Annotated in this window: 10 protein-coding genes; all 10 read left to right on the forward strand. The window is 64.4% G+C overall.

Translation table 11 applies throughout. The annotated features are described in order from the left end of the window. Positions 1-171: 171 nt before the first annotated feature. The gene (gene pcrA / locus ACX5I4_RS04460) at positions 172-2,781 is read left to right on the forward strand and encodes a DNA helicase PcrA (protein ID WP_461835598.1); all 2,610 of its coding nucleotides are present in this window, start codon (positions 172-174) and stop codon (positions 2,779-2,781) included. A 283-nt stretch (positions 2,782-3,064) separates the two neighbouring features. After that, entirely contained in the window at positions 3,065-4,234 is a 1,170-nt protein-coding gene (sucC, locus tag ACX5I4_RS04465; RefSeq protein ID WP_461835599.1) for an ADP-forming succinate--CoA ligase subunit beta, read from the forward strand. Between the two features lie 13 nt (positions 4,235-4,247). Then, on the forward strand, positions 4,248-5,150 hold the full coding sequence (gene sucD, locus ACX5I4_RS04470; RefSeq protein ID WP_241708187.1) for a succinate--CoA ligase subunit alpha: 903 nt from the start codon (positions 4,248-4,250) through the stop codon (positions 5,148-5,150). A gap of 351 nt (positions 5,151-5,501) precedes the next feature. Further along, entirely contained in the window at positions 5,502-5,906 is a 405-nt protein-coding gene (locus tag ACX5I4_RS04475; protein ID WP_461835600.1) for a tautomerase family protein, read from the forward strand. A gap of 210 nt (positions 5,907-6,116) precedes the next feature. Continuing rightward, positions 6,117-7,139: a 5-dehydro-2-deoxygluconokinase gene (gene iolC / locus ACX5I4_RS04480; RefSeq protein WP_461835601.1), complete on the forward strand. Its 1,023-nt coding sequence runs from the start codon at positions 6,117-6,119 to the stop codon at positions 7,137-7,139. Further along, positions 7,136-8,065 carry a Cgl0159 family (beta/alpha)8-fold protein gene (locus ACX5I4_RS04485; RefSeq protein ID WP_461835602.1) on the forward strand — a complete coding sequence of 310 codons (930 nt, stop codon included), beginning with the start codon at positions 7,136-7,138 and terminating at the stop codon, positions 8,063-8,065. The genes iolC and ACX5I4_RS04485 overlap by 4 nt, the downstream gene beginning before the upstream one ends. A 20-nt stretch (positions 8,066-8,085) precedes the next feature. Continuing rightward, positions 8,086-10,014: a 3D-(3,5/4)-trihydroxycyclohexane-1,2-dione acylhydrolase (decyclizing) gene (gene iolD / locus ACX5I4_RS04490; protein ID WP_461838644.1), complete on the forward strand. Its 1,929-nt coding sequence runs from the start codon at positions 8,086-8,088 to the stop codon at positions 10,012-10,014. A gap of 45 nt (positions 10,015-10,059) precedes the next feature. Further along, positions 10,060-11,568: a CoA-acylating methylmalonate-semialdehyde dehydrogenase gene (locus ACX5I4_RS04495; RefSeq protein WP_461835603.1), complete on the forward strand. Its 1,509-nt coding sequence runs from the start codon at positions 10,060-10,062 to the stop codon at positions 11,566-11,568. 9 nt (positions 11,569-11,577) lie between these two features. After that, positions 11,578-12,489 (forward strand): sugar phosphate isomerase/epimerase family protein, encoded by a 912-nt coding sequence (locus ACX5I4_RS04500; protein WP_461835604.1) that lies wholly within the window; start codon positions 11,578-11,580, stop codon positions 12,487-12,489. Between the two features lie 32 nt (positions 12,490-12,521). Then, positions 12,522-13,535 (forward strand): Gfo/Idh/MocA family protein, encoded by a 1,014-nt coding sequence (locus tag ACX5I4_RS04505; RefSeq protein ID WP_461835605.1) that lies wholly within the window; start codon positions 12,522-12,524, stop codon positions 13,533-13,535. Positions 13,536-13,537 lie beyond the last annotated feature (2 nt).

Below are 13,537 nucleotides of genomic sequence, written 5' to 3' on the forward strand. Positions count from 1 at the left end.
CGTTCCCCCGGATGTGTCCCTAAGCCAGCGAACTTGTAGCTTCTAAGAAGCATAAGTGGGAGAAGCCATCCGAATGGCGCCCATCCGCAACGGAGCCGCTATTTGACGGGACATTGCGGACATCCGGTGGGTCCTCCGGTGTCAGAGCCACCGCCTAGACTGGTAAATACCATGGATATGTTGTTTGACCCGTACGCGGATGGCCCATTCAAAGCTGCCAGCAGAGCTGCCACCAAGGCCGCTCCAGCCATGCTTTCGCGCGCCGGAGGTGGGCTGCCGGACTTCGAGCGAGGCTTGCCCGACGCCGGCGGCCAAGTTGAGCGCGAATCCGGACCCGGTGCGCCCGGACCCGGTGCGCCCGGTGGTGGGGCGTCCTGGGGTAGGACGCCCGGCGGTGAGGCGTCGAGCGGTGGGCAGGGCCGGGGCCACTCGGGCTTGCCGTCGGCGGAAGCATTGCTCCAAGGGTTGAACCCGCAGCAGGAGGAAGCTGTCAAACATGCCGGCAGCCCTTTGCTGATCGTGGCCGGTGCAGGGTCGGGAAAAACCCGTGTGCTGTCAAACCGCATTGCCTACTTGATCGCCACCGGACGGGCCCATCACGGCGAGATCCTGGCGATCACCTTCACCAACAAGGCAGCCGCTGAAATGCGGGAACGCATCGAAGCCCTTGTGGGCGGCCGCGCCAAGACCATGTGGATCTCCACGTTCCACTCCTCGTGCGTGCGCATCCTGCGCCGCGAGGCGGCCAACGTGGGGCTGAACTCCAACTTCTCCATCTACGACTCCGCGGACTCCCTGCGGCTCATCACGCTCGTGGCCAAGAACCTGGACATCGACCCCAAGAAGTTCGCGCCCAAAGCCATCCAGCACAAGATTTCGGCGCTCAAGAACGAGCTCATTGATGACGATGCGTTCGCTTCCAGCGCCAACTACAACGAACCCTTCGAACAAGCTGTGGCCGAGGTCTTCAAGGGCTACACGCAGCGCCTGCGCCAGGCCAACGCCATGGACTTCGACGACCTCATCGCACAGACCGTCTACATGTTCCGGGCTTTCCCCGCGCTCGCAGAGTCCTATCGACGCCGTTTCCGCCACGTCCTCGTGGACGAATACCAGGACACCAACCATGCCCAGTACGCCTTGGTCCGCGAAATCGTCGGCGAGGGTCCCCACGCGAGCGAGCTGACCGTCGTCGGCGACTCCGACCAATCCATTTACGCCTTCCGTGGAGCGGACATCCGCAACATTGTCGAATTCGAGAAGGATTACCCGGAAGCCCGCACCATCAAGTTGGAGCAGAACTACCGCTCCACCCAGAACATCCTGAGCGCTGCCAACTCCGTCATTTCGCGCAACCCGAACCGCCCGGACAAGAAACTCTGGACGGCCGAGGGCGACGGCGAGAAGATCATCGGCTACGTGGGGGAGAACGAACACGACGAAGCCCAGTTCATCGCCAAGGAAATCGACCGGCTCCAGGACGAGGAGGGCCTGCGTCCCGGCGATGTCGCCATTTTCTACCGCACCAACGCCCAGTCCCGCTCCATTGAAGACGTCCTGGTCCGTGTGGGCCTGCCGTACAAAGTGGTGGGCGGCACCCGCTTTTACGAGCGCAAGGAAATCAAGGACGCGCTCGCGTACCTTCGTGTCCTCGTGAACCCGGACGACGACGTCAATTTGCGTCGCGTCCTCAACGAACCCAAGCGGGGGATCGGCGATCGCGCCGAGGGCGCCGTGGCCGCCCTGGCCGAGCGCGAGCGTACGTCGTTCATGACTGCGGCACGCAAGGCAGACCAGGCTCCCGGTATGGCCACCCGCTCCGTGAATGCGGTCCTGGGCTTTGTGAAACTCCTGGACGACCTGGCCGAGGTGGCTTCCGGCTCGGGTGCCGCAGCTGCCCTTGAAGCTGTCCTGGAGCAGACCGGGTACCTTGCCGGGCTCCGCGCCAGCACCGATCCGCAGGACGAATCGCGCGTGGAAAACCTCGCCGAATTGGTGGCTGTGGTGCGCGAATACGAGCGCGACAACCCCGAGGGCTCGCTAGGGGAGTTCCTGGAGCAAGTCTCCCTCGTAGCCGACGCCGACCAGATCCCCGACGCTCCGGAGGGATCCTCCGAGGACGCAGCTGCCGCCGTGGCCGAGGCCAAGCGGATGGGCGTGGTGACGCTCATGACCCTCCATACGGCCAAGGGCCTGGAATTCCCCGTGGTCTTCCTGACCGGCATGGAACACGGGCTCTTTCCGCACCAGCGCTCCGCAACGGATCCCAAGGAACTGGCAGAAGAGCGTCGCCTGGCCTATGTGGGCCTTACCCGTGCACGGAAGCGGCTGTATGTGACCCGCTCGGAAGTCCGCAGCATGTGGGGCCAGAGCCAGTACAACCCCGCCAGTCAGTTCCTCGAGGAGATCCCCACTGACCTGGTCGAGTGGAAGCGCGAAGGCACCTCCCGCCAGGTGAGCGGCTGGAGCAACGCGCCCATCGGCTCCGGGCGTTACGGCGGATCCTTCTGGGGTGCGGGCACCTCGCGCGGGGCTGCCGCCAGCGCTACGGCGGGCTTCAACGCCGACGTGCCGGCCGCCGTCGTACGCAACCGTGTCCAGCCGCAAAAGGAGGTGGTCGCCGTCGTCGTGGGGGACAAAGTGAACCACACGAGCTTCGGTAACGGCACCGTGATCGGCATCGAAGGCGCCGGTGACAAGACTGTGGCGAAGGTGAAGTTCGACGTCGGCGAGAAGCGGCTGCTGCTGCGTTACGCGCCGCTGACCAAGCTTGACTCCTAGGGGCTCCCGGCGTCTTGTCGTCCTAGCATGGCCGTGGCCGGATGCTCGGGAAAACCGCGTCATACAGCGGTTTTTCTACGGTCGATAGAAGTGTGTGGTTACTCACTTAACAGGTACTGTAGAACCGGCTGGCCTCCCGGGGGGCTAAAGTTCGAGAGGAACTTGCGCAATGTGACCGGCTGCCTGGCGGCCGTTCGATGCGCACCTATCCGCAGCCGGTTTTCGCGGTCACCGTGGTTTCCGGCTGTACAGAAACTACTTCGACGTAGAAGGACACTAAACCGTGGACCTGTTTGAATATCAGGCGCGCGATATGTTCGAAGCGCACGGTGTACCCGTGCTCGCCGGCATCGTGGCGCACACCCCTGAAGAAGCAAAGGCTGCAGCCGAGAACATTGGCGGCGTGACCGTCGTCAAGGCGCAGGTAAAGGTCGGTGGCCGTGGCAAGGCTGGCGGTGTGAAGGTCGCAAAGTCCGCTGACGAAGCGCTGGAGCACGCCACCAACATCCTTGGCATGGACATCAAGGGCCACACCGTCAACAAGGTCATGATCGCCCAGGGCGCCGACATTGCTGAGGAATACTACTTCTCCGTCCTGCTGGACCGAGCCAACCGCAACTACCTGGCCATGTGCTCCGTTGAAGGCGGCATGGAAATCGAGCAGCTTGCCGTAGAGCGCCCCGAGGCACTCGCCAAGGTTGCCATCGATCCCGCTGTCGGAATCGACCAGGCCAAGGCCGACGAAATCGTTGCCGCTGCTGGTTTCTCCGAGGAGCTGCGTGGCAAGGTTGCCTCCGTCATCCTCAAGCTCTGGGACGTCTTCAAGAAGGAAGACGCAACCCTTGTTGAGGTCAACCCCTTGGTCAAGACCGGCGCTGGCGACATCGTTGCCCTTGACGGCAAGGTCTCGCTGGACGAGAACGCCGGCTTCCGCCACGTTCACCACGTTGAACTCGAAGACAAGGACGCAGCCGACCCGCTCGAGGCCAAGGCCAAGGCGCAGGACCTCAACTACGTGAAGCTTGACGGCGAAGTGGGCATCATCGGCAACGGCGCCGGTCTTGTGATGTCCACCCTCGACGTCGTCGCTTACGCAGGCGAAAACCACGGCAACGTCAAGCCGGCCAACTTCCTGGACATCGGCGGTGGAGCCTCCGCTGAGGTCATGGCCGCCGGCCTGGACGTCATCCTTGGCGACGAGCAGGTCAAGAGCGTTTTCGTGAACGTCTTCGGTGGCATCACCGCGTGTGACGCTGTGGCAAAGGGCATCGTCGGTGCACTGGCCGAGCTTGGCTCCAACGCCAACAAGCCGCTGGTTGTCCGCCTCGACGGCAACAACGTCGAAGAAGGCCGCCGCATCCTGGCCGAGGCCAACCACCCGCTGGTTACCCTGGCAGCCACCATGGACGAGGGCGCCGACAAGGCCGCCGAGCTCGCCAACGCAGCGAAGTAAGGGACGCAAGACTATGTCTATCTACCTCAACAAGGACTCCAAGGTCATCGTCCAGGGCATCACCGGCGGCGAAGGCACCAAGCACACCGCCCTGATGCTCAAGGCCGGCACCAACATCGTCGGTGGCGTCAACGCCCGCAAGGCCGGCACTACGGTGCTGCACGGCGACAAGGAAATCACCGTCTTCGGCACCGTCAAGGAAGCCATCGCGGAGACGGGCGCCGACGTCTCGATCGTCTTCGTTCCGCCGGCATTCACCAAGGCCGCCGTGGTTGAAGCCATCGAAGCAGGCATCGGCCTGGTTGTCGTCATCACCGAAGGGGTGCCGGTTCAGGACTCCGCCGAGTTCTGGGCCCTTGCCCAGGCCACGGTGGACGCTGACGGCAAGCAGATCACCCGCATCATCGGGCCGAACTGCCCCGGCATCATCACCCCGGGCGAAGCCCTGGTTGGCATCACCCCGGCAAACATCACGGGCAAGGGCCCCATCGGCTTGGTCTCCAAGTCCGGTACCTTGACCTACCAGATGATGTATGAACTGCGCGACCTCGGCTTCTCCACCGCGATCGGCATCGGTGGCGACCCCGTCATCGGCACCACCCACATCGACGCCCTGGCTGCGTTCGAGGCTGACCCGGAGACCAAGGCAATCGTCATGATCGGCGAAATCGGTGGAGACGCTGAAGAACGGGCTGCCGACTTCATCAAGGCCAACGTCACCAAGCCGGTTGTCGGCTACGTTGCAGGCTTCACGGCCCCCGAGGGCAAGACCATGGGCCACGCAGGCGCCATCGTCTCCGGCTCCGCGGGTACGGCACAGGCCAAGAAGGAAGCCCTCGAAGCTGCAGGCGTCAAGGTCGGCAAGACGCCGTCCGAGACCGCCAAGCTCCTCCGCGAGGTCTTCGCGACCCTCTAGCAAGGCCCCGCGCAGGGTTTCCGCGCGATTGAAAGTACGGCGGCGCCCGTCACCTTCCACGTGAAGGCGACGGGCGCCGTCGTCGTTTAACCGTTGGGTCCTACTGTTGGATGCCCGAGCGAGTGTTGCAAGGAGCAACGCTCGCTCACTTTTGGCGCCTTTTGGCCCAACGCTCGCTCACCTATGAAGGGTTTTGGCCCGACGCTCGCTCACCACTGTGAGCGAGCGTTTGCCGTTAAGGCCATATAGGTGAGCGAGCGTCGCAGGCGGAGGGGCCACAGTGGCGAGAGCTTGTGGCACGATTCGAAAGTTTGTTAGTATGTCAGGACAAACTGTCTCACAGGAGGAAATATGCCCCTCGTCCGCATTGATGTCAATGAAGGCCGCACGCCGGAGCAGCTCGGCGAACTCAGCAAGCGAATCCACGACGCCATCCTCGCCGAGTACGGCATCCCCGAACGCGACTACTTCCACATCATCACCGAGCATTCCGGTGGCCAGATCTTCGCCCAGGATGCCGGCCTAGGTTTCGAGCGAAGTTCCGGCGTGGTCATGATCCAGATATTCACCCAGGCTGGCCGCAGTCGCGAAGCCAAGCAGTCCTTGTTTGCCTCCATTGCCGCCCAGCTCGGCGAGGTTGGTGTTGCGGGCGAGGATGTCTTCCTCGGTTACGTTGAAAATACTGCCGATGACTGGTCCTTCGGCTTTGGTCGCGCCCAGTATGTCACTGGCGAGCTTGCCGTTCCCACGCGGTAACTCCGGCGTTTTGGAGCGGATTCAAACCCAGGTCACCGCGTAGTTTTGGCCATTACGTTTCGTTGTAAATATGTCAGTACAAACCTTTGACAGGACATGAATTCTGGTGCAAAGTAGTGGTTGTGGCCCCGCTCACTGCGGGCCGGCAAAAGCACCGGAGCTCTCACCGTCCCGCAAGAAGAGTTCACTACAGAAAGGTCCGCGATCACCGTGACCCACGAACTGCTCACCATCGGGCGCATCAGCGTTGATATCTACCCGAACGACATCGGTGTGGGACTGGAGGATGTGCAGTCCTTCGGCAAGTATCTTGGCGGCTCGCCGTCCAACGTGGCCGTCGCGGCCGCCCGCCACGGCCGCCGCTCCGGCGTCATCACGCGCACCGGCGATGACCCTTTCGGCATCTACCTGCACCGCGAGCTGCGCAAGTTCAAGGTCGACGACGCGTTCGTCACCCCCGTGCCGGGCCTTCAGACCCCGGCCACGTTCTGTGCGATCCAGCCCCCGCACGACTTCCCGTTGTACTTCTACGGGCGCTTCCCGACGGCGCCGGACCTGCAGATCAAGGCCGAGGAACTGGACCTGGACGCGATCAGGAACGCCGGGATCTTCTGGTCCACTGTGACCGGCCTCTGCCAGGAACCCAGCCGCGCAGCGCACATTGCGGCTCACGAAGCCCGCCCCCGCACCGGCCTCAAAGAGGGCCAGTACACCATCCTGGACCTGGACTACCGCCCCATGTTCTGGGCTTCCGAGGACGAGGCCCGGGCAGAAGTCGCCAAGATCCTGCCGCACGTCACCGTGGCCATCGGCAATGACAAGGAATGCGCAGTCGCCGTGGGCGAAGGAACCCCGGACGAACAGGCCGACCGCCTGCTGGCCGCGGGCGTCGAGATCGCCGTCGTCAAGCTCGGCCCCGAAGGTGTCATGGCCAAGACCCGCACCGAACGCGTCGTCTCCGCACCGGTCCCCGTTGAGACCGTCAACGGCCTGGGCGCGGGCGATTCCTTCGGCGGCGCCTTCTGCCACGGCCTGCTGTCCGGCTGGCCTTTGGCCCAAATCCTGGACTACGCCAACGCCTCCGGCGCGATTGTCGCCTCCCGGCTCTCTTGCGCGGACGCGATGCCGACGCCGGAGGAAGTCACCTCGTTGCTCGCCGAACGCGGCCGCCTGACCCCCGGCGGCACCCATGCAGCTTCCCACGCAGCAGTTTCCGAAGGAGCAACACGTTGAGCTTCAATGATGACCCCCGCCGTTACGAGCACCTGAGCGCCATTCGGCTTGAAGATCCCGACGCCGTTGCCCGCGCCGCCGCCGCACGTCGCCGCCACCCGGGGCTCAAGTACGGGGTCCAGAACTTCATCGTGGCCGCCGACCACCCGGCCCGTGGCGCCCTGAGCGTTGGTTCGGACCCGGTGGCCATGGCTGACCGCCGGGAGCTGCTTGACCGCCTGCAGATCGCACTGGCGAACCCCGCCGTCGACGGCGTCCTGGCGTCACCGGACATCATGGACGATCTGCTCCTGCTCGGCGCGCTCGAAGGCAAGCTCGTCTTCGGTTCGATGAACCGCGGCGGCCTTGCCGGGCTGGTCAACGAAATTGACGACCGCTTCACGGGCCATACCGCGGCCGCCCTGGACGCGCTCGGTGCCGATGGCGGAAAGATGCTCACCCGGATCTGCCTTGGCGACCCGGATACGGCGTCGATCCTGGAAGCCACGGCCAAAGCGGTAGACTCCCTCGCAGCGCGCAAGCTGATTGCCATGGTGGAGCCGTTCCTGTCCGTCCGGGAGGCAAACGGCAGGGTCCGCAACGACCTTTCCCCGGACGCCGTGATCAAGTCGATCGCCATCGCCGAGGGCCTGGGCTCCACAAGCGCCTACACCTGGATGAAACTTCCCGTCGTGGCCGAGATGGAACGCGTCATGGCCGCCACCACACTGCCCACAGTCCTCCTCGGCGGGGATCCGGACGCAGGCCAGAATGAGGTCTTCGCCAGCTGGCAGGCCGCCCTTGCCCTGCCGGGAGTCCAGGGATTGACTGTGGGACGGACCCTTTTGTATCCGCAGGACGGAGACGTGGCCGGGGCCGTTGCCACTGCCGCCTCGCTCTTGAAGACGACAGAGCCGCTGAAGACCCCTGCGAAAGTATCGGAGTAAGAGTAATGTCAACGCGCAGAATGACGGTCGCCCAGGCGGTTGTCGAGTTCCTGTCCAAGCAGTACACGGTGGACACCGTGGGCGGGAGTGAGTACCGGGAGCGCCTGATCCCGGGCACCTTCGGGATCTTCGGCCACGGCAATGTTGCCGGAGTGGGCCAGGCCCTCAAGCAGTACCAGTCCATCGACCCGAGCATCATGCCGTACTACCAGGGCCGCAATGAGCAGGCCCAGGCGCACCAGGCTGTCGGCTACGCCCGGCACACCCGCCGCCGGCAGACCTTCGCGATCAGCACCTCGATCGGCCCTGGTTCCTCGAACCTGCTGACCGGCGCGGCGCTGGCCACCACCAACCGGCTGCCGGTCCTGCTCTTGCCGAGCGATACCTTCGCCACCCGGGCCGCCGATCCGGTCCTGCAGCAGCTCGAGCTGCCCTACGCCTATGACATCACGGTCAACGACGCCTTCCGTCCGCTCTCGAAGTTCTTCGACCGGGTGTCCCGTCCGGAGCAGTTGTTCTCGGCCTTCCACCACGGCCTGCGTGTCCTGACGGACCCGGCCGAGACCGGCGCGGTGACCATTTCGCTACCGCAGGACGTCCAGGCCGAGGCACTGGACGTGCCGGAGGAGTTCCTCGCCGAGCGTGAATGGCGGATCCGCCGCCCCGAAGCCGACGACGACGATATCCGCCGCGCCGCCGAAGCCATCCGTGCCGCGAAACGGCCATTGATCATTGCGGGCGGCGGCGTCCTCTACGCCTTCGCCAACGAGGAGCTCGCCAAGTTCGCCGAACTGACGGGCATTCCGGTGGGCAACACCCAGGCCGGCGTGGGCGTCCTGCCGTGGGACCACCAGTTCTCGCTCGGAGCCATCGGCTCCACGGGTACGACGGCGGCGAACGCCATTGCTGCCGAAGCTGACTTGATCATCGGCATCGGTACCCGTTACGAGGACTTCACGACGGCGTCGCGCACTGCTTTCCAGAACCCCGACGTCAAGTTCATCAACATCAACGTGGCCGCGATCGACGCCTACAAGCACGGCACCACGCTGCCGATCGTCGCCGACGCCCGCAAGGCGCTGGTCAAGCTGAACCAGGCGCTGGGCGGATACCGTGTGGGCGCGGACCTGGAGCAGACGATCGCGGCGGAGAAGAAGCGCTGGAACGCCATTGTGGACGAGGCCTTCGATACCCGCCACACTCCGCTGCCGGCGCAGAATGAGATCATCGGCGCCACCAACCGGGCGATGGACGAGGCCGACGTTGTCATCTGCGCGGCCGGTTCCCTGCCCGGTGACCTGCATAAGATGTGGCGCGTCCGGGATCCTTTCGGCTACCACGTGGAATATGCCTACTCCTGCATGGGCTACGAGATCCCCGGTGGCCTGGGCGTCAAACGTGCGGCACTGGCCGAGGCGGCAGCGGGCGGCGAGAAGCGCGACGTCGTGGTCATGGTGGGGGACGGCTCCTACCTGATGATGCACACGGAACTGGTCACCGCCGTCGCAGAACGCATCAAACTGATCGTGGTCCTCATCCAGAACCACGGCTACGCTTCCATCGGCTCGCTCTCGGAGTCGCTGGGTTCGCAACGCTTCGGCACGCAATACCGGGTCTTGGACAAGGAACAGCACTCGTTCGACGCCGGCGCGAACCTGCCCATCGACCTTGCCCTCAATGCCGAGTCTCTCGGCGCCAAAGTGATCCGGATCGAGCCGGGCGAGAAGGTCATCGCCGAACTGGAACAGGCCATCCGCGACGCGAAAGCCGCACCGGAGGACAGCGGGCCGATCGTCATCCACGTCGAATCGGACCCCTTGCTGGACGCCCCGAGCTCCGAATCCTGGTGGGACGTCCCCGTCTCGCAGGTCTCCGAACTCGAATCCACCCGGCAGGCCTACCAGACCTACACAGACCACAAGAACCGCCAGCGCAAGCTGCTCGGCTGACCTCTACAGCTCCCCTTCAAGTTCTACAGACAAGGAAGTCCGCACATGTCGACGACCACCCTGACCACCATCAAGCATTTCATCAACGGTGTTGAAACTGCCGGCGCAGGCGACCGCAGCCAGCCGGTTTACAACCCGGCCACCGGCGCAGTTTCCGCGGAGCTGCGGCTGGCGAACCGGGCCGATTTGGACGCCACCGTCGCCGCGGCCAAGGCCGCGAGCGAAAAGTGGGGCGACTTCTCCCTGGCCAAGCGCACCGCGGTCCTGTTCAAGTTCCGTGAGCTTGTCGCCTCCCACGTGGACGAGCTCGCCGCCCTGATTACGGCAGAGCACGGCAAGGTCATTTCCGACGCCAAGGGCGAGATCGGCCGCGGCCTCGAGGTCATCGAGTTCGCCTGTGGGATTCCGCAGCTGCTCAAGGGCGACTACTCGGACCAGGTATCCACCGGCATCGACGTGTTCTCCTTCCGCGAGCCCCTCGGCGTCGTCGCCGGCATCACGCCGTTCAATTTCCCGGTCATGGTGCCGCTATGGATGGCCCCGATGGCGATCGCCACCGGTAACGCCTTCATCCTCAAGCCCTCCGAGCGGGACCCGTCCGCCTCCATGCTGCTCGCCAAGCTCTGGAAGCAGGCCGGCCTTCCCGACGGCGTGTTCCAGGTCTTGCACGGCGACAAGGAAACTGTGGACGGCCTCCTGACGCACCCGGACGTGGACGGCATCTCCTTCGTCGGCTCCACCCCGATCGCCAAGTACGTCCACGAAACCGCGACTGCGCACGGCAAGAGGGTCCAGGCCTTGGGCGGGGCGAAGAACCACGCGATCATCATGCCCGACGCCGACCTGGACAACGCCGCCGACCACCTGGCCGCCGCCGCCTTCGGTTCCGCCGGCGAACGCTGCATGGCAATCTCGGTCGCGGTCGCCGTCGGCGATGCCGCAGACCTGCTGGTCAAGAAGGTCGAAGAACGCGCCCTCGCCGTGAAGGTCAAGAACGGCACCGAGCCCGACGCCGAAATGGGCCCGGTCATCACCCCGGCCTCCAAGGAACGCATCGTCCGGATTGTCACCGAAGCAGAAGCCGCCGGCGCGGCGATGGTCGTTGACGGCCGCGACCTCGTGGTCCCCGGCCATGAGGAAGGCTTCTGGGTCGGACCCACCGTGATCGACCACGTCAAGACCGAAATGACAGCCTACACCGAGGAAATCTTCGGACCCGTCCTCGTGGTGGTCCGGGTGGAGGATCTGGACGCGGGCATCAAGCTCATCAACTCCAACCCCTACGGCAACGGCACCGCGATCTTCACCTCCTCCGGTGCCAACGCCCGCAAGTTCCAGCGCTCCGTGACCGTGGGCATGGTGGGCATCAACGTGCCCCTGCCCGTGCCGGTGGCCTACCACTCCTTCGGTGGCTGGAAGGCCTCGCTGTTCGGCGACAAGCACATCTACGGTCCCGAAGGCGTCTCCTTCTACACCCGCGGCAAGGTCATCACGTCCCGCTGGCCCGAACCCACCCACGCCTCCGGCGCCTCCTACAACTTCCCCTCCAACTGAGAGCCTGCAATGACAGAAAACAAACTCATCATCGGCACGGCCCCGGACTCCTGGGGTGTCTGGTTCGCAGATGACCCCAAGCAGACCCCGTGGGAGCGTTTCCTGGACGAAGTGGCCGAGTCTGGCTACAAGTGGATCGAACTTGGCCCCTATGGCTACTTGCCGAACGATCCCACCCGCCTCGCCGAGGAACTCAAGCAGCGCGACCTCAAGGTCACGGCTGGAACTGTCTTCACAGCCTTCCACCGCGGTGCCGCACAGTACGAGGAAGCCTGGGAGCCCGCACGCAAAGTCGCAGAGTTGACGGCGGCCATGGGCGGCGAGCACATCGTCGTCATCCCGGCCATGTGGCGCGACGACGTCACGGGCGAGGCTGTGGAAAGCGGGGTACTCACCGAGAAAGCCTGGAACGATCTGTTCGCCGGCCACAACCGCATGGGCAAGGTGCTGCTGGAAGACTTCGGCCTGAAGCAGCAATTCCATTCCCACGCAGATTCCCACGTTGGCGCCCAATCCGACATCGAGCACTTGCTCGCCGAGACCGATCCGCAGTACCTGAACCTCTGCCTGGACACCGGACATGCCGAATATTGCGGTGCGTCCAGCTTGGAACTGATCAAGAACTACCCCGACCGCATCGGCTACCTGCACCTGAAGCAGATCAACCCGGATGTCCTGAGACAAGTCAACGAGGAGAACATGACCTGGGCCGCGGCCAACCTGGCCGGTGTCATGACCGAACCGCCGAACGGCCTCCCGGATCTCCGCGCAGTCATTGAGGCCGTTGAAGGACTCAACCGACCGATCTTTGGCATTGTGGAACAGGACATGTACCCCGTGGCCTTCGACGTCCCCATGCCCATCGCCAAGCGCACCCGCAATTACCTGCTCTCGTGCGGCTCCCGCACTACGGTGCAGTAGTACAACAGCCCAGACACCTAAGGACAGAAACAATGACTGACATTCTCCGCGTGGCCGTCATCGGCGCAGGCCGCATGGGCGCCGACCACATCAAGCGGCTCAGCACCCGCATCCACGGCGCCGAAGTGGCCGCCGTCGTCGACGTCGACCTCGCCCGCGCGCAGGCCGCCATTGCAGGGATCGACGGCGCAGTGGCCCTCGCCAGCGCCGAAGAGGCCCTCAATAACGGCGACGTCAACGCCGTGCTGATTGCCACCCCCGGTTTCCTGCACGAGGAAATCCTCTACAAGGCACTTGAGAAGGACTTCCCCATCCTCTGCGAAAAGCCGCTTACCCCGGATGCCGAGAGCGCCTGGAAGGTTGTCCAAGCCGAAACGGCAACCGGCCACAAGCGCATCCAGGTGGGCTTCATGCGCCGCTTCGACGCCGAATACGCCGCCTTGGGTTCCGTGATCCGCGACCGTGAACTCGGCGAGCTGCTCATGCTGCACCACCAGCACCGCAACCCGAACACCCCCGAGGGTTTCACCAACGAGATGCTCATCAACGACTCCGTGGTCCACGAATTCGATGCCATCCGTTTCTTCACCGGCGAGGAAATCACCTCCGTGCAGGTCCGCCTGGGCAAGGCAACGCGCAACGCCCCGAACGGCCAGCACGACCCCCAGCACGTCCTGATCGAGACCGAGTCCGGTGTCCTGGCCGACGTCGAGATCTACGTGAACGCGAAGTTCGGTTATGAAGTTGCCACGCAGGCGTCCTTCGAGGACGGCATCGTGAGCATCGGTGGCGACGGCGGTCCTTACGTCCGCAGCGCCGGCCGCTGGGGCGGCAAGGTCACGCCAGGTTTCGAAGAGCGCTTCGGTGCCGCGTACGACGTCGAGGTCCAGGCTTGGGTGGACGCCGCGCGCCGCGGCGAAATCGGCGGTCCTACCGCCTGGGATGGCTACGCCACCGCTGCTTGCTGCGAGGCAGGCGTCGAGGCCCAGAAGTCGGGCGAAAAGGTCGCGGTACAGCTCAACACCAAGCCCGAGCTGTACAAGTAGGA

It is taken from the genome of Arthrobacter sp. MMS24-S77 (genome assembly GCF_054888235.1).

Excerpts from the sequence above, each read along its gene's own strand:
- pcrA (WP_461835598.1), top strand. The coding sequence starts at position 172 with ATGGATATGTTGTTTGACCCGTACGCGGATGGCCCATTCAAAGCTGCC.
- sucD (WP_241708187.1), top strand. The coding sequence starts at position 4,248 with ATGTCTATCTACCTCAACAAGGACTCCAAGGTCATCGTCCAGGGCATC.
- ACX5I4_RS04475 (WP_461835600.1), top strand. The coding sequence starts at position 5,502 with ATGCCCCTCGTCCGCATTGATGTCAATGAAGGCCGCACGCCGGAGCAG.
- iolD (WP_461838644.1), top strand. The coding sequence starts at position 8,086 with ATGACGGTCGCCCAGGCGGTTGTCGAGTTCCTGTCCAAGCAGTACACG.
- ACX5I4_RS04495 (WP_461835603.1), top strand. The coding sequence starts at position 10,060 with ATGTCGACGACCACCCTGACCACCATCAAGCATTTCATCAACGGTGTT.
- ACX5I4_RS04500 (WP_461835604.1), top strand. The coding sequence starts at position 11,578 with ATGACAGAAAACAAACTCATCATCGGCACGGCCCCGGACTCCTGGGGT.
- ACX5I4_RS04505 (WP_461835605.1), top strand. The coding sequence starts at position 12,522 with ATGACTGACATTCTCCGCGTGGCCGTCATCGGCGCAGGCCGCATGGGC.